9 protein-coding genes are annotated in these 16852 nt (G+C 66.6%); all 9 read left to right on the forward strand.

Annotation, left to right across the window (positions count from 1 at the left end):
• Nucleotides 1–80: 80 nt before the first annotated feature.
• The 9 genes from KH389_RS09945 (at nucleotide 81) to pqqA (ending at nucleotide 16829) form a co-directional block, all read left to right on the forward strand.
• Complete coding sequence (locus KH389_RS09945; RefSeq protein ID WP_213607281.1) at nucleotides 81–4649, forward strand: NEL-type E3 ubiquitin ligase domain-containing protein; 4569 nt, start codon at nucleotides 81–83, stop codon at nucleotides 4647–4649.
• 136 nt (nucleotides 4650–4785) lie between these two features.
• Nucleotides 4786–6438 carry an AMP-binding protein gene (locus tag KH389_RS09950; RefSeq protein ID WP_213607282.1) on the forward strand — a complete coding sequence of 551 codons (1653 nt, stop codon included), beginning with the start codon at nucleotides 4786–4788 and terminating at the stop codon, nucleotides 6436–6438.
• Between the two features lie 9 nt (nucleotides 6439–6447).
• A complete protein-coding gene (locus KH389_RS09955) occupies nucleotides 6448–7215 on the forward strand; it encodes an SDR family NAD(P)-dependent oxidoreductase (protein ID WP_213607283.1) in 768 nt (255 codons plus the stop codon).
• A 14-nt stretch (nucleotides 7216–7229) separates the two neighbouring features.
• Nucleotides 7230–8423 (forward strand): acetyl-CoA C-acyltransferase, encoded by a 1194-nt coding sequence (locus KH389_RS09960; protein ID WP_054915720.1) that lies wholly within the window; start codon nucleotides 7230–7232, stop codon nucleotides 8421–8423.
• 8 nt (nucleotides 8424–8431) lie between these two features.
• On the forward strand, nucleotides 8432–9559 hold the full coding sequence (locus KH389_RS09965; RefSeq protein ID WP_043860115.1) for an acyl-CoA dehydrogenase: 1128 nt from the start codon (nucleotides 8432–8434) through the stop codon (nucleotides 9557–9559).
• Between the two features lie 14 nt (nucleotides 9560–9573).
• Nucleotides 9574–10347 carry an enoyl-CoA hydratase gene (locus KH389_RS09970; RefSeq protein ID WP_043860114.1) on the forward strand — a complete coding sequence of 258 codons (774 nt, stop codon included), beginning with the start codon at nucleotides 9574–9576 and terminating at the stop codon, nucleotides 10345–10347.
• A gap of 72 nt (nucleotides 10348–10419) precedes the next feature.
• Nucleotides 10420–14997, forward strand: coding sequence for a dermonecrotic toxin domain-containing protein (locus KH389_RS09975; RefSeq protein WP_213607284.1), 4578 nt, complete (start codon nucleotides 10420–10422; stop codon nucleotides 14995–14997).
• A 130-nt stretch (nucleotides 14998–15127) separates the two neighbouring features.
• The gene (gene exaC, locus KH389_RS09980; RefSeq protein ID WP_123752225.1) at nucleotides 15128–16648 is read left to right on the forward strand and encodes an acetaldehyde dehydrogenase ExaC; all 1521 of its coding nucleotides are present in this window, start codon (nucleotides 15128–15130) and stop codon (nucleotides 16646–16648) included.
• A 109-nt stretch (nucleotides 16649–16757) separates the two neighbouring features.
• Entirely contained in the window at nucleotides 16758–16829 is a 72-nt protein-coding gene (gene pqqA / locus KH389_RS09985; protein WP_020289857.1) for a pyrroloquinoline quinone precursor peptide PqqA, read from the forward strand.
• The last annotated feature ends 23 nt before the right edge of the window (nucleotides 16830–16852 follow it).

A 16852-nucleotide genomic window follows, 5' to 3' on the forward strand; every position in this document is an offset into this window, starting at 1 on the left:
CCGCGAGGCAAGCCTTCCCGCTCCCTTGCCGGCGGGGCTGTTCCTAGTCTGGGTGCCCACCCCTTGATGGAGCAGGCGCCATGAGCCCGACCTCGAGCACCCGCAAAACCACCGGCACCACAGACGATCCCACCATTCTCGATCAATTCATCGCCGAACGCCTGCCGGGTTGGCTGCGCACGGCATCCAGGGAACAGGCGCGCGCAGTGAGCGCTGCATTGATCCGGCATCAGGCGTCGCTTGAAGCGTTGACCGAGTTGTTCCAGCTCCTGCAGTCGCCCGACGTGTTCGCTGCGCCCCTGCTGGACAAGGCCTTGCGCGACACCCTGGGGCTGCAACTGGACACGCGTGCGGCGTACTGGAAGGAAGTGCGCCTGCGTCAGTACCGCCCGGGGCTTTCGGCCACGCCCATGCCTTATCTGGAGGCGATCGAGATCCAGAGCCCGCTGTTGCAGCGTGCCCTGCAGAACTTCAGCGAGACTGCCGGCGGCTACTGGGGATTCTTTCGCGGCACGGCGATCGTGTCTGCGGGTCAGGCACTGGGCGTCGCGCCCGAGCGGTTTGCCGGCCTGTGTCGCACGCTGGACCTGGGCCAGAAGTATCAGGCTCATCTGGACAGTGTGCTCGACCCGCCGGATGACGCACTCAAGCGCCAGCGCCATGCGCTGCTGGCCCGCGAACAGCGCGATCAGCTGGATGTGGCCGCCCAGGTCGGCTACCTGAAAAAGGACATCGACGAGGTGGCCTACCGCATGCTGCGCCAGGTGGTCGACGGGGCGAGCCAGGTGACTTACGCCGAGCACCCGGTAAGGGTGCGCAGCATCGAGGTGCTGGGGCAGCAGGTACAGGGCGCGGTCGCCTTTCTGGCCCGTGGCGAACCCCTGGAGGGGGCGATACGCTGGACCGAGGCCGGCCTGGTGCGCCAGGTGGTGGTGTTTCTGCCTGGCGATCCGCAGCGCCCGCTGCGTCAGTATCCGACCTGGTATGCCTGTGCAACCGATCTGGGCCTGGCCTTGAAATCGGCTGATTACCTGAGCTACTTCCAGAGCCTGATCAGCCTGCAGGAGCGTGCAGCTTTCGGCGCGGCCTGGCAGGCGCAGCGAGACGCGGCGCGCCCGGACCTGGAGCTGCTCGATTACCCGCTGGCCGGGGAGTTGTTCGCCAGCCTTGCGCAATGGCGTATCGCCCGGCTCAAGGCCGACGCAGCGGTGCTTGCCGTGCCTACGGCCAGGGTCGACGATGCGCTGGCCGAAGCACGTCGCGAGGCCTACCTGGCCGCAGGTGAAACCCTGCTCGGCATATCGGCCTCGTTCGTCCCCGGGGTTGGCCAGATCATGCTGCTCAGTAGCGTCGGGCAGTTGCTGGGCGAGGTCTACGAGGGCGCCGTCGACTGGAGCAAGGGCCAGCGCAAGGAGGCCCTGGCGCATCTGACCGGCGTGGCCGAAAACGTGCTGGCCAGCGTTGCAACAGGGGCGGGTGTGGCGGGCCTGGTGGCGGTGGCCAAACGTTCGGCCTTCGTCGACGGCCTCATGCCGATAGTGCGCAGCACGGGCCAATACAGGCTGTGGAACGAAGACCTGGCAAGCTACCGTCATGCCCACCCTTTGCCTGAAACCCTGGTGCCGCGCAGCGATGGCTTGTATGAGGATGCAGGCGCGCTGTGGCTCAGGCATGAAGGGCAGACCTATCAGGTTCAGCAGCGCGATGGGCGCTGGGTTATGGTGCACCCGCAGCGTGCCGAAGCCTACTCGCCCGGCCTGGAAACCAATGGCGAAGGCGCCTGGCGCCTGCCTGGCGAGCATGCGCTGCAGTGGGCGGGCAATGCCCTGCTGATGCGGCGCCTGGGCCCGCTGGCCGAAGGGCTGAGCGATGCGCAGATCGACCAGGTCATGGTGATTGCCGGTATGGACGAGGCGCGCCTGCGCGGCCTGCACGTGGAGAACCGGGGCATGCCGGTTCGCCTGCGCGATACCCTGGTCCGCTTCGGTATCGATACGCGCATCTCGACATTCTTCGAGCGCCTGCACCGGCAAACCGATGCCCAGGGCCTGGACCCTGTGCTCCATGCCTTCTGCAGGGAGCATCTGCAGGGTGTCGAAGACGCGGGGCAGGACTCGGAGCTCGATCACATCTGGGAGCAGATGCCGCGCTTGCGCTTCGAACTGTTCGAGCACCTTGAGGCGGCCACGCTGAGCGCTGCCGATAGCCGTGTGAGCCTGTTGCAACGTGACTTCCCCGGGCTGGCGCGACGCTATGCCCAGGCGCTGGCAGAGCAGGCCGATGCCACGCAGCGCCAGATGATGGATCAGACTCGGCGCATTCCCCTGGCGGTCGCCGAGCAGGCACGCCACACCTTGCGTGAGGCGCGATTGAGCAGGGCGCTGGAGGGGTTGTGCCTGCAGAACGTGCACAGTGACGACAGCGTGGGCCTGGCCTTCGGCTTGCTGCGACGCATGCCGGCCTGGCCCGACGGGCTGAACCTAGAGCTGCGCGAAGGTTCGTCCAGCGGGCGGGTGATCGAGCGCCAGTTGTCACTCAGCGATACCCGCCAGACCCGCGTGCTGGTGCGTCGCGACGGGCAGTTTTCGGTGTACGACACTGAAGGCTACGAGATCGACGACGAGATCCCGGCTCCCCAGGGAATGTTCGAGGCGATTGCCTGCTGCCTGACGCGCGAGCAGCGTCGCGCCCTGGGCTGGACGCGTCATGACAGCGCGGCACAAATGCGCCAGGCCCTGGCTGCGCGGGCCCTGGCCAATCCCTCCGAGGCCGCGCAACTGATCGGACAGGCGCGCTCGGCCGGGCGCTTCAGCCCGCCCCAGCGCTTGCCCGACGGTCGCATCGGGTATCCGCTCAGTGGCCGGGGCAGTGCGACACGACGGTCCCTGGTCAGTGTGGTGCGTGTACTGTTCCCGGGCTATGACCAACTCCAGATCGATGTGCTTCTGACCGAACTGCAGGGGGGCTCGGTTGAACCGATGACGGCACTGATGCGCCTGCTGGACCAGTACCAGCGCCTCGATGCGAGCCTGCAGCTGTGGTGTCGGGAGGTCTTTGGCCAGTCCCGCGAGTGGCGACGCCTGGTGGCCGATGAGCTGCGCCGGTGCTGGCGACGACAGACCGATCGCGTGACCAATGGGGGTGGCACGCTGATCGGCTATCGCCTGAACCTGGTGGCGATGCCGGTGGGGCATCTGCCGCCGCTGGGGGCCGGTATCGATTTTTCCCACGTGATAGACCTGAGCCTGGTGGGCATGGGGCTGACCGAGCTGTCGAACAGCTTCCTGCAACGCTTTGTCGGCGTGCGCTGGCTCAACCTGGCCAACAACCGCTTCGGGCGCATACCGCCTGCCTTGAACGGCATGAACTGGTTGCGTGAGGTGAACCTGAACCTCAACCAGATCAACCTGCGCAACACCGGGGTCAATACCCTTGCGTCCCTGCATCGGCTTGAAGTGCTGAACCTGGACAACAATCCCATCGAGATCCTGCCGAACATGGCCGGCATGTACAACTTGCGCCACGTGTGGTTGCGCAGCACGCGCCTGCAGCTGTTCCCGGCCGGGTTGCTCGAATGTCCGTTTCTGGATGTGGTCGACTTGCGCGACAACCTCATCACCCAGTTGCCGGAGACGTTCTTCGTGCCCGAGTCGCTGAACATCTACCTGCTCCAGCGTAACCCCCTGCCGCAGGCCACCTGGGACCGTATCAACGATCTGCAGCAGTTGCTGCCCGTGGTGGAGGCTGCGGCCGGTGTCATGGTACGTGCTGAAACGACTGCGCAAGCCCGCGCACTGTGGCTGGAGCTGGCGAACGAGGCGCAGCTGGATGTGCGCAGCCGTTACTGGGACAGCCTGATTGCAGAGCCTGGCGCCGCAGACTTCTTCCAGTTGCTGACCGAACTGACCGGGTCGGCGGATTTCCAGCATACCCGGGCCGAACTGGACCAGCGCGTGTGGCGCATGCTCGAGGCGATGGCGCAGCACACGGCGCTGCGCGAGGAACTGTTCGAACTGGCGGCCAGCCCGACCACGTGCGTGGACAGCGTGTCGTCCACCTACAGTGCGCTCGAAGTGCGGTATTTGCTGTTTCAGACCGTGCGCGCGGACAGCCCGAACGAGCAGCAGGGCGAAGCGTTGCTCGCCTTTGCGCGGCGTCTGTTTCGTCTTGAACAGGTCGAACAGTTCGCGCGTGCCGACATCCAGGCCAGGACGCAGGAGGCGCGTGGGGTGGACGAGGTCGAGGTGAGCCTGGCCTATCGCACCCGTCTGGCCGCTGCACTGGACCTGCCCGGGCAACCGCGCAACATGCAGTTCGCCGAAGTGGCCGCCGTGGCCCCGGCACAGATACACGAGGCCCAGCGGGTGGTGCTGGCTGCCGAGCAGACCGACCAGCTGGCAACGTTCATCAGCGGCCGGGATTTCTGGCTGGCCTACTTGCGCCAGGCTCACGAAGGCGAGTTCGAGCAGGTCGAACAACCGTTCTGGGATCGACTCGAGGTGCTGGCCGCGCAACAGGGCACGCTGCAGGAAGGGGTGTACCTGACGCGAATGAACGCATTGCGCAGCGAACGCGAGGCGGCAGTGCAGGCGCTGGCATTGCGCCTGACCCAGGCGGCGCTGGAGGCTGCCGCGCCGCCTGCGGGCTAGCGCCGGGGGCTGTGCAGGCAGTGGCCAAACCAGTCATCCAGATTGACAGCTTTGGCCATTGTCGCTGCGCGCTGGTGGCGCGACTATCGTCAGATCATTCGTTCTATTCCAACAATAAGAAACGAGGAGTCTGGCAATGCGTGATTACCACGACGCGCAGCGTGCTTTCGATTACCTGCACACTGCCGATGCCGTGCTGGCGGGCAACCTGGGTGCGCTCAACGCCTGCGTCGAGTGTTGCGACCGGCACGCCGCCGAGGGCGGCGTGGCCTTGTACTGGGAGCGCCACGACGGGGCCTGCGCGCAGTACACCTTTGCCGACCTGCAGCAGCGCGCCGCACGCCTGGCCAATGTGCTCAAGGCGCAGGGCGTGGGGCCGGGCGACCGGGTGGCGGGGCTGCTGCCGCGCACCGTCGAGCTGCTGGTCACGGTGCTCGCCACCTGGCGCCTGGGGGCAGTCTACCAGCCGCTGTTCACTGCCTTCGGGCCCAAGGCCATCGAGCACCGCCTGCACAGTTCCGGCGCCCGCGTGGTGGTCACCGACCGCACCAACCGCCCGAAGCTCGACGAGGTCGAGGGCTGTGCGCGGATCATTACCGTCGATGCCCAGGCCGGCAGCGGCGACCTGGATTTTCACACTGCCCTGGACGCTGCCAGCGCCGACTGCGCGCCTGTGCTGTTGTCCGGGGAGGCCCCCTTCCTGCTGATGTTCACCTCCGGCACCACCGGCCCGGCCAAGCCGCTGGAGGTGCCGTTGCGGGCCATCGTGGCGTTTCAGGGCTACATGCGCGACGCCATCGACCTGCGCCCCGAAGACAACTTCTGGAACCTGGCCGACCCCGGCTGGGCCTACGGCCTGTACTACGCCGTCACCGGGCCGCTGGCGCTGGGCCAGGCCACCACCTTCTTCGACGGCCCGTTCAGTGTCGAAAGTACCTGCCGGGTGATCGACAAGTACGCCATCACCAACCTGGCCGGGTCGCCCACGGCCTATCGCATGCTGATCGCTGCCGGCCAGGCCTTCGCCGAGCCGATCAAGGGCCGCCTGCGGGTGGTCAGCAGCGCCGGCGAACCGCTCAACCCGGAAGTGATCCGCTGGTTCGCCGAACACCTGCAGGTGACCATCCACGATCACTATGGCCAGACCGAACTGGGCATGGTGCTGTGCAACCACCACGGCCTGCGTCACCCGGTGCACCTGGGCTCGGCCGGCTTTGCCATCCCGGGTCATCGCATCGTTGTGCTTGATGAGCAGCAGCACGAACTGCCGCCCGGCCAGCCCGGCATCCTCGCGGTGGACCGCGAGCAGTCACCGCTGTGCTGGTTCGGTGGCTACCACGGGGTGCAGACCAAGGCCTTCGTCGGCAAGTACTACCTCAGCGGCGACACGGTGGAGCTGAACCAGGACGGCAGCATCAGCTTTGTCGGGCGCAGCGACGACGTGATCACCACCTCCGGGTACCGGGTCGGGCCGTTCGATGTGGAAAGCGCGCTGATCGAGCACCCGGCGGTGATCGAGGCCGCCGTGGTCGGCAAGCCGGACCCGGAGCGCACCGAACTGATCAAGGCGTTCGTGGTGCTGGCCAGCGGCGTGGAGGGCACGCCGGAGCTGGCCGAAAACCTGCGCCAGCATGTGCGCCAGCGCCTTTATGCACATGCCTACCCGCGCGAAATCGAATTTGTCGGCGAGCTGCCCAAGACCCCGAGCGGCAAGCTGCAGCGTTTCATCCTGCGCAATCAGGAAATAGCCAAACAACACACCGCGCCGGCGCCCGTCGCCAGCGCCTGAGGACCCCTTATGCAAATTGCCAACAAGAACTTCATCGTCAGCGGCGCCGCCTCCGGGCTGGGCGCCGCCACCGCCGAGATGCTGATCGGCGCCGGTGCCCAGGTGATGCTGGTGGACCTTAACGGCGAGGCCGTTGCAGCCAAGGCGCAAGCCCTGGGTGACAAGGCCCGTTTCGCCGTGGCCGACATCAGTCAGGAGGCCCCGGCCAAGGCCGCCGTGGACGCGGCCGTCAGCGCCTTTGGCAGCCTCCACGGGCTGGTCAACTGTGCCGGCATCGTCGGCGCCGAGAAGGTATTGGGCAGGCAGGGGCCGCACGGCCTGGACAGCTTCAGCCGGGTGATCAACGTCAACCTGATCGGCAGCTTCAACCTGCTGCGCCTGGTGGCAGCGGCCATGGCCGAAGGCGGTGCCGACGCCGACGGCGAGCGCGGGGTGATCATCAATACCGCCTCCATCGCCGCCTATGACGGGCAGATCGGCCAGGCGGCCTACGCTGCCTCCAAGGGCGCGATTGCCAGCCTGACCCTGCCGGCCGCCCGCGAACTGGCGCGCTTCGGTATCCGCGTGATGACCATCGCGCCGGGCATCTTCGAAACCCCGATGATGGCCGGCATGACCCAGGAAGTACGCGACTCGCTGGCGGCCGGCGTGCCGTTCCCGCCGCGTCTGGGCCGCCCGCAGGAGTACGCGGCGCTGGCGCGTCACATCATTGAAAACAGCATGCTCAACGGCGAGGTGATCCGCCTCGACGGTGCCTTGCGCATGGCTGCCAAGTAATTCAGGAGAACCGCATGAGCATGTCCCATGATCCCATCGTAATCGTCAGCGCCGTGCGCACGCCCATGGGCGGCCTGCAGGGCGATCTCAAAAGCCTGACTGCACCGCAACTGGGCGCTGCCGCCATTCGCGCAGCCGTCGAGCGTGCGGGCGTGGCTGCCGACAGCGTCGACCAGGTGCTGTTCGGCTGCGTGCTGCCGGCCGGCCTCGGCCAGGCCCCGGCACGCCAGGCGGCCCTGGGGGCCGGCCTGGACAAGGGCACCACCTGCACCACCCTGAACAAGATGTGCGGCTCGGGCATGCAAGCCGCGATCATGGCCCATGACCTGCTGCTGGCCGGTACTGCCGAGGTGGTGGTGGCCGGCGGCATGGAGAGCATGTCCAACGCCCCGTACCTGTTGGACAAGGCGCGCAGCGGCTACCGCATGGGGCACGGCAAGGTCATCGACCACATGTTTTTCGACGGTCTGGAAGATGCCTACGACAAGGGTCGCCTGATGGGCACCTTTGCCGAGGACTGCGCCCAGGCCCAGGGCTTCAGCCGCCAGGCTCAGGACGACTTTGCGATTGCCTCGCTGACCCGTGCGCAACAGGCGATCGAGAACGGCAGCTTTGCCGCCGAGATCGTGCCGGTGGAGGTGACCGAGGGCAGGCAGACCCGCCTGGTCAGCCACGACGAACAGCCGCCCAAGGCCCGCCTGGACAAGATCGCGCAGCTCAGGCCGGCGTTTCGCGAAGGCGGTACGGTCACGGCAGCCAACTCCAGCTCGATTTCCGACGGTGCGGCGGCGCTGGTGCTGATGCGCAGGTCCCAGGCCGAGCAGCGCGGCCTCAAGCCACTGGCGGTGATCCACGGGCATGCGGCGTTCGCCGACGAGCCTGCACTGTTCCCCACCGCGCCGATCGGCGCCATCGATGCGCTGCTCAAGCGCACCGGCTGGAGCCTGACCGAGGTCGACCTGTTCGAAATCAACGAGGCGTTCGCGGTGGTCACCCTGGCGGCGATGAAGCAGCTGGACCTGCCCCACGACAAGGTCAACATCCACGGCGGCGCCTGCGCCCTGGGCCACCCCATCGGCGCATCGGGCGCGCGTATTCTGGTGACCCTGCTTGCCGCGCTGCGCCAGAAGGGCCTGCGCCGCGGCATCGCGGCCATCTGCATCGGCGGTGGCGAAGCCACGGCCATGGCTGTCGAGTGTCTGGACTGAGGTGCACCATGCTAGTCAACGATGAACAACAGCAGATCAGCGACGCCGTTCGCCAGTTTGCCCAGGAGCGCCTGCGGCCGTTTGCCGAGCAGTGGGACCGCGAGCACCGCTTCCCGCGGGAGGCTATCGAGCAGATGGCCGAGCTGGGCCTGTTCGGCATGCTGGTGCCGGAGCAGTGGGGCGGCAGCGACACCGGCTATGTCGCCTACGCCATGGCCCTGGAGGAAATCGCCGCCGGCGATGGTGCCTGCTCGACCATCATGAGCGTACACAACTCGGTGGGCTGCGTGCCGATCCTCAAGTTCGGCAGCGAGCAGCAGAAGCAGCAGTTTCTGACGCCGCTGGCCACGGGCGCGATGCTCGGTGCCTTTGCCCTGACCGAGCCCCAGGCGGGCTCCGATGCCAGCAGCCTGAAAACCCGTGCGCGCCTCGAGGGCGATCACTATGTGCTCAACGGCTGCAAGCAGTTCATCACCTCGGGGCAGAATGCCGGCGTGGTGATCGTGTTCGCGGTGACCGACCCGGCAGCCGGCAAGCGCGGCATCAGTGCCTTTATCGTGCCCACCGACTCGCCTGGCTACCAGGTGGCGCGGGTGGAGGACAAGCTCGGCCAGCATGCCTCCGATACCTGCCAGATCGTCTTCGAGAACGTGCGTGTGCCGCTGGCCAATCGCCTGGGCGAGGAGGGCGAGGGGTACCGGATCGCCCTGGCCAACCTGGAAGGCGGGCGCATCGGTATTGCCGCGCAATCGGTGGGCATGGCGCGGGCCGCGTTCGAGGTGGCACGTGACTATGCGCGCGAACGCGAGAGCTTCGGCAAGCCCCTGATCGAACACCAGGCGGTGGCGTTTCGCCTGGCCGACATGGCCACGCGCATCGCCGTGGCCCGGCAGATGGTGCATCATGCCGCCGCCTTGCGTGATGCCGGGCGCCCGGCGCTGGTGGAGGCCTCGATGGCCAAGCTGTTTGCTTCGGAAATGGCCGAAAAGGTCTGTTCCGATGCCTTGCAGACCCTGGGCGGTTATGGCTATCTGAGCGACTTCCCGCTGGAGCGGATCTACCGTGACGTGCGGGTTTGCCAGATCTACGAAGGCACCAGCGACATTCAGCGCATGGTCATTGCGCGCAATCTTTGAAGGGAGCAGCTTGCATGAGTTTCGAAACCATTCTGTTGGACATCCGTGGCAAGGTCGGCCTGATCACCCTCAACCGGCCCCAGGCGCTCAACGCCCTCAACGCGCAGATCGTGCGCGAGCTGAACCAGGCGCTGGACCAGCTCGAAGCCGACCCGAACATCGGCTGCGTGGTGCTGACCGGTTCGGAGAAAGCCTTCGCCGCCGGTGCCGATATCAAGGAAATGGCCGAGCTGAGCTACCCGCAGATCTACATCGACGACCTGTTCAGCGACAGCGACCGCATCGCCAACCGCCGCAAGCCGATCATCGCCGCGGTGTCCGGCTTCGCCCTGGGCGGTGGCTGCGAGCTGGCACTGATGTGCGACTTCATCCTGGCCGCCGACAATGCCAAGTTCGGCCAGCCTGAAATCAACCTGGGCGTGTTGCCGGGCATGGGCGGCACCCAGCGCCTGACCCGCGCGGTGGGCAAGGCCAAGGCCATGGAGCTGTGCCTGAGCGGGCGCATGATGGGGGCCGAGGAGGCCGAGCGTGCCGGCGTGGTGGCGCGTATCGTGCCCAAGGAGCAGCTGCTCGAGGAGGCCCTCAAGGTGGCGGCACAGATCGCCAGCAAGTCGGTGCCGGTGGCGATGATGGTCAAGGAGAGCATCAACCGTGCTTTCGAGGTGAGCCTGTCCGAAGGTGTGCGCTTCGAGCGCCGGGTGTTCCATGCCGCGTTTGCCACCGAAGACCAGAAGGAAGGCATGGCGGCGTTCATCGCCAAGCGCGAGGCCCAGTTCAAGGACCGCTGAGCAACATCTACCACCTGCCCGGCAGGGCGTGACGCTGTACTGCGGCTTCTTTACTCACAAGGAAGTCGCATCATGGATGCAGCAGATACGCTTTTCGGGCAGTTGGCCACACACGCTTCGCTGTGCGGCCCCATCGGCCGCCAGATGGTCACCCGGCCCTCGTTGCACGCCGTGGCTGCGCAGGTGTGCGCGCAGCAATGGCAGGTGCGCGGGATCAAGGGCCCGGCGCCATCGGCCTTGACCCTGGTCAGGGGGCGGCCGGGGCAGGGCGCGCGGCTCGATACGCTGGCCGATGCCCTGATACGGCGCTATTGCGAACGCACCTGCCTCAACCTGGCCAGCGGGCTGGACTACCTCACCCTGCAGCGCGGCGCCGAGTATCCGCAGGCCGCCGATGTCGACCTGCACGCGGTCGAAACCCTGCTCAATGAATGCGGGCCGTTGCTGCTCGATGAATACAAGCGTGTGCTCAGCCGTTACTGGGGCCAGGCCGAGCCGGGCCAGACCGCGCGCTGGGACTGGCTGGCCGATTACCTCAAAAGCCGTTTTTCCAGCGCCTGCGAACTGGCCCGAGGGGCTGGCGTGCTGGACGGGCTGGAGCTGGCCACGGCGACGATGGTCGGCATCTATCCACGGGCGACGCAGCGCGCGCAGTTCGGCAACGGCGCGGATGTACGCGTGTCGCTGCTGTGCCTGGATGCCGAACCCGGTGGCGGGCTGGACCCTGAACTGGCCAGCGCGGTGCTGATCGAGCGCCAGGTGCTCGGCCAGTTGCGCACTGTCGTGGTGCTCTACACCCTGGCGGGTGGGCTGTATCGCTTCGATTCGCGCCAGGCACTGCTGGAGGCATTGGCCAGGGGCTGGGGCGCGCAGGCTTCGGGCACCTTCAAGCTCAACCTGTACCAGACCGAACTGTCGATTTTCCAGGCCCAGGCGCGGTTGTTGTTCGAACAGCAATTGCGCCTGATCGATGCCATCGCCGCAGCACCTCTCGATTCGCAGGTCGACCCGGTGCAGACGCTGGTCGCGCGCCTGGACGAAGCCACCTCGCTGGTGCAGGTGTGCGATGTGAGCGAGCGCCAGACCCTGGCCAGCCTGCGCGGGCTGTTGCCGACGTGGTTGCGCGACGCTGACGAGGCGCCGCGCCTGCAGTACACCGAGATGCTGGTGCGCCTGGCGCGGGCGCAGCAGCGCAGTGGCGGGCAGTCGTTCCTGCATGACCTGCCCGGCATGCCGGAGTACGCCTGGGCCCAGTGGCAGGCGGCGGTGCATGCCGGGCACCCGGGATTTACCCGTGCCGAGCTGGAGGATGTCGAGCTGGTCAACCGCCAGGTGATTGCCGGCGCCGGCGGCAGTGGGGGGGATTTTGCCCCGGCGGGCAGCATTCGCGAGGTGACGCTGAACCTGGCCCAACTGGCGGTGGGCAACCTGGGGCTGCTCAGGGCAGGCAGCGTCACCTTGCGCAGCCGCAGCGGCGCAGTGCTGCCGACATGGCTGGATCTTGCATTCATCAAGGCCCAGGTCACCCGCCTGGATGTGGGCCAGACCTACCCGGACCTGTTGCAGCACAGCCTGCTGGATGACCCTGTGCAGTCGGCCAGTCGCCAGCAGCTGTTCGTCGATCAGTTGCGCGAACAACTGCCGATGCTGGTGCTGGAGTACTGCCTGCGTCAACGCGAAGGGGTCAGTGCACTGAGTGCCCGGCGGGTCACGGCACTGTGCCGTGGCGAGGAAACCGACGCGGTGCTGCGTCCGTTGGGCCTGTTGCGCGAGGCGGGTGCACACCCCGATGTCGCGCTCAATGCGTACCTGGTCGAGGGCCGCGACCCGCGCCAGGGGCCGTGCCTGCTGTATCGCCCACTGCACCGCGAGCCGCTGCAGGAGTTCAGCTCGCGCCAGGCCCTGTTCGAGCGGTTGTGCGAGCCCGGCGCGCTGCACGACGATCTGCTGGCGCGGCTGCCTGCCAAGGCACAGCCGGTGTACGCGCGTGGCGGGCTGGAGCAGCCGCATACGGTGCGCTTTCTGCCCGGCTCGGACTTCGCTCCCCTTCAGGTGCCGGCCCCGGCGTCGTTCAGCGACGCGCTGATCGACGGCGACCCGCTGGTGCATCTGTACCGTAGCTGCGCCCAGGAACTGGTGGCCCGCGCCCGGGCCGGCTCGCAGTCATCCAGCGAACAGCGCTGGGCGGCCTATGCCGAACTGGGCTGGCTGATGTTCAACACGCTGTTGCCACTGTGCAATGGCCCGGTTGCGGTGGCCGGCTGGCTGGTGCAACTGACGGCGGGCCTGCGCGATACCTTGCAGCAACACCAGAGCGAGGGTGACGGGCAGCTGGCGGGATGGTTGTTCAACCTGGCGCTGACGTTGCTGGCGAGCAGGACCGACACCACCCGGCTCAAGCTCTCAACCCCTGCGCAGAGGGGCGAGTCGCCGCTGGCCCAGGTGCTGGAGCCCGAGTTCGGCCATGCCCTCGCTTCGCCCTCGGGCCAGGCGTTGGACAGCCTGGATTTCAGCTGGGCAGCGGCGGCGTACCGACTGAGCGGCGAACAGCGCGCGCGGCTGGTGCCCCTGCAGCGCGTGCAGGGCCGCGAGGGGCTGGGGGCACCGATCAGCCACGGGCCCTGGCAGGGGTTGTACCTGCATGAGGACCGTCTGTGGGTGGGTGTCAGCGGGCAGGTCTACCCCGTGGTGGAGGAGGATGCCGGCCTGCGAATCCGCGACGCGCAACAGCCTCCCGGGCCCTGGCTGCGGCACGCCGCCGATGGCAGCTGGCAATTCGACCTGGGCTTGCGCTTGCGTGGCGGCATGCCGCTGAATCGGCGCATCCAGCAGTTGCGCCTGGCCAACCAGGCTCGCGTGGAGGTTCTGCAGAAGGAACTGGACGACTACCAGCCGGTGCGCCAGGCCAGCGCCTTGCAGCTCAAGCGCGATCTGGACGAGGTGGTGAAACAGGAGCCGCAGCCCTCGGCCGAGCGATTGCGCCGCTATGTGGATGATCTGCGACGGCACGGGCAGGGGCTGGCCAAGGCGCGGGAAAGCCATGCGCAACTGAACCAGCTTAAAACCCTGGCAAACTTTCGCGCCCAGCAGGGCAACTACCTGTTCGAGGAGTCCAGCATTACCGTGCAGTTGCTGTACGCCTTGCGAAGCCTGTTCATGCATAACAAGGACGGCATAAACAACCTTCGCGGCGGCCAGGGTCAGGACCGTCTGCGCGAACTGGTGCTGGAAGGCACTTCGCCCACCTATCGGCAACTGGTGGTGCTGCTCGAAGGGGCCAAGACCCTGACCGAGCAGATCATCGACTGCTATCAGGCCCTCGATCGCCTGACCGGGCAGCTGCGCCAGATCCTGCCCGGCGGCCCGGCCCAGGCAAGCAGGATCGAGGCGATGCGCGGTGAAGAGCTGGCAGTCCAGGCCTGGCGTTCGTCCCAGATCAACATGCTGGGGGTGTTGGTGCTGCAGGCAGACCGCGGGCACGCCGGAGGCGAGGGTATCTACGAGACGGTGTTGTCTGCCCGATTGGGCTTGCAGCTGGAGCTCGAGATGGGCGGGGCGTTCACCGATCAGGAACGGGTGCAGATGCTCGACAGCAGTGTGCGCCACTATGCCAGTGCACTGCAGGGCACCCAGCTGTACAAGGCCTCCAGCGCGGTTTTGCAGGGGGCGGCACAGGTGGAGGAGTACCAGCAGGTGCTGCAGGCCCTGCATGATGCTGCCCAGAAGCAACTGGCCGGGCTGATTCGCGACCTGCCACGCCAACCTTCGGCGCCACCGGCCTCAGGCAGCCGCTCGCGCACGTTGATACGCACCCGCAACCGCGGCGTGGTGGTGGGCCAGCAGCGTCGGCTGGCAGGAGCCGACAGCGACGTGGTGGTGGTGATCGACCCGGTGGAACAGCGCGAGCTGGCCCGCTACGAGGAAACCGCCGAGGCCGGTATCTGGCAGCCGGTGGAGCGCCCCCGCCCAGCACCTGCGCGCGCCACCCAGGCGCAGTTGCCGGGCTTGCTGGAGCGCTCCACGCGGTTGCTGAACGACTCGGCGCAGCAGCTCAGGCGCGCCGTCGCCCAGGCCAGGACCGCCATGCTTCCGGTGGAGATGGAAGAAATCCTGACGCACCAGGCGCGCCCGCTTGACGAGCTGGCCCGGCAGATCGAACAGGCATTGACTGCCGGCAACGACACCGACCGGTCGGCTGCCGGCCAGGATGCGGCGCTGCAAGCCAAGGCCCTGCTCGAGCAGGCCAAGCACCTGCGTGATGAAGGGCGGCGTCTGCGTGTGCAGATGACCCTGGCACAGTTGCCGACGGTCAGTCGGGTGGCCTACCTCAAGGCCCAGGGCGAGGTCAGCCTGCACAGGCTCCAGCCGCGCAAGCCCACGCGAAAACGCAAGGGTCATGCCCAGGATTTCCTTCAGGAGTACGAAATCCACGACAAGGCGGGGCAGTTGCTGTGGGTGGCGCACTTTCATTACGCGACCCTGGACGCAGAGCCTGGGCTGTACACCGCGGCGCATCTGAAAACCGCCGCACAGCGGTTCGAGGGGGGGCAGTACCAGTTGCCGGCAGACGCCGACAATGAGCGCGTGATCCAGATCTACCGCAGCCAGATCGACAGCCGCTCGGCCCGGGCGCTGTTCCTGGACCTGTAGCGGCGCCCGCGCCTACTACCAAATGACGAGTTGTCCTCTGCCAAAGGGCGATTCGTCAGCCGCCCCGGGCTGCCTAAGATCCGTACACCGCCTGTCGTCATGACAGGCCCGGATCAACAGAGGCCCGAACATGATCTATGCAGCTCCCGGCACCGAAGGCGCCCTTGTCAACTTCAAACCGCGTTACGGCAACTACATCGGCGGCGAGTTCGTTGCCCCGCTGAACGGCCAGTACTTCACCAACAGCTCGCCGGTGAACGCCCAGGTCATCGCCGAATTTCCACGTTCCAGCGCCGAAGACGTCGAGCGCGCCCTGGACGCCGCCCACGCCGCTGCCGATGCCTGGGGCCGTACCAGCGTGCAGGACCGCTCGCGCATCCTGCTCAAGATTGCCGACCGTATCGAGCAGAACCTCGAAGTGCTGGCCATTGCCGAAACCTGGGACAACGGCAAGGCCATTCGCGAAACCCTGAATGCCGACGTGCCGCTGGCCGCCGACCATTTCCGTTACTTCGCCGGTTGCATTCGTGCCCAGGAAGGCAGCGCCGCCGAGATCAACGAAAACACCGCCGCCTACCACTTCCATGAACCGCTGGGCGTGGTCGGGCAGATCATTCCATGGAACTTCCCGCTGCTGATGGCCGCCTGGAAGCTCGCCCCGGCCCTGGCCGCCGGCAACTGCGTGGTGCTCAAGCCGGCTGAACAGACCCCACTGTCGATCACCGTGTTCGCCGAGCTGGTGGGCGACCTGCTGCCGCCGGGCGTGCTCAACATCGTGCAGGGCTTCGGGCGCGAGGCCGGTGAAGCGCTGGCCACCAGCAAGCGCATCGCCAAGATCGCCTTCACCGGTTCCACCCCGGTGGGCTCGCACATCATGAAGTGCGCTGCCGAGAACATCATCCCCAGCACCGTGGAACTGGGCGGCAAGTCGCCGAACATCTTCTTCGAAGACATCATGCAGGCCGAGCCGAGTTTCATCGAGAAGGCCGCCGAAGGTCTGGTGCTGGCGTTCTTCAACCAGGGCGAAGTGTGCACCTGCCCATCGCGTGCGGTGATACAGGAATCGATCTACGAGCCGTTCATGGCCGTGGTGATGAAGAAGATCGCCCAGATCAAGCGTGGCAACCCGCTGGACACCGAAACCATGGTTGGTGCCCAGGCGTCCGAGCAGCAGTACGACAAGATCCTCTCGTACCTGGACATCGCCCGCGAAGAGGGCGCGCAGGTACTGACCGGTGGCGCCAGCGAGCGCCTGGCCGGCGACCTGTCGAGCGGCTACTACATCCAGCCGACCCTGCTCAAGGGCCACAACAAGATGCGCGTGTTCCAGGAAGAGATCTTCGGCCCGGTGGTGGGCGTGACCACCTTCAAGGACGAGGCCGAGGCCCTGGCAATCGCCAACGACACCGAGTTCGGCCTGGGCGCCGGGCTGTGGACCCGCGACATCAACCGTGCCTACCGCATGGGCCGTGGCATCAAGGCCGGGCGCGTGTGGACCAACTGCTACCACCTGTACCCGGCGCACGCCGCGTTCGGCGGGTACAAGAAGTCCGGCGTGGGTCGTGAAACCCACAAGATGATGCTCGACCACTACCAGCAGACCAAGAACCTGCTGGTGAGCTACGACATCAATCCGCTGGGCTTCTTCTGACGCCCGATGGCTGTGGGAAAACCTGTTCCAAAGTAGCATTCGACCTGCGTCGGCAACGGTGTATTAATAGACGCACCGCAATCCTGTGGTGCCAGAAGAGGATGGACCTATGTGGAAAAAACCCGCGTTCACTGATCTGCGTATCGGCTTTGAAGTGACCATGTACTTCGCCAGCCGTTGATCCCTCTTGCGCCGGTGCCCCAA

Origin of the sequence: Pseudomonas qingdaonensis (genome assembly GCF_018398475.1) — a bacterium.
Classification (GTDB): Bacteria; Pseudomonadota; Gammaproteobacteria; order Pseudomonadales; family Pseudomonadaceae; genus Aquipseudomonas; species Aquipseudomonas palmensis.

Bases quoted from the DNA above. Each gene is read 5' to 3' on its own strand.
- KH389_RS09965 (WP_043860115.1), top strand. From the start codon at position 8,432: ATGCTAGTCAACGATGAACAACAGCAGATCAGCGACGCCGTTCGCCAG.
- KH389_RS09970 (WP_043860114.1), top strand. From the start codon at position 9,574: ATGAGTTTCGAAACCATTCTGTTGGACATCCGTGGCAAGGTCGGCCTG.
- KH389_RS09950 (WP_213607282.1), top strand. From the start codon at position 4,786: ATGCGTGATTACCACGACGCGCAGCGTGCTTTCGATTACCTGCACACT.
- KH389_RS09960 (WP_054915720.1), top strand. From the start codon at position 7,230: ATGAGCATGTCCCATGATCCCATCGTAATCGTCAGCGCCGTGCGCACG.
- KH389_RS09955 (WP_213607283.1), top strand. From the start codon at position 6,448: ATGCAAATTGCCAACAAGAACTTCATCGTCAGCGGCGCCGCCTCCGGG.
- KH389_RS09945 (WP_213607281.1), top strand. From the start codon at position 81: ATGAGCCCGACCTCGAGCACCCGCAAAACCACCGGCACCACAGACGAT.
- exaC (WP_123752225.1), top strand. From the start codon at position 15,128: ATGATCTATGCAGCTCCCGGCACCGAAGGCGCCCTTGTCAACTTCAAA.
- KH389_RS09975 (WP_213607284.1), top strand. From the start codon at position 10,420: ATGGATGCAGCAGATACGCTTTTCGGGCAGTTGGCCACACACGCTTCG.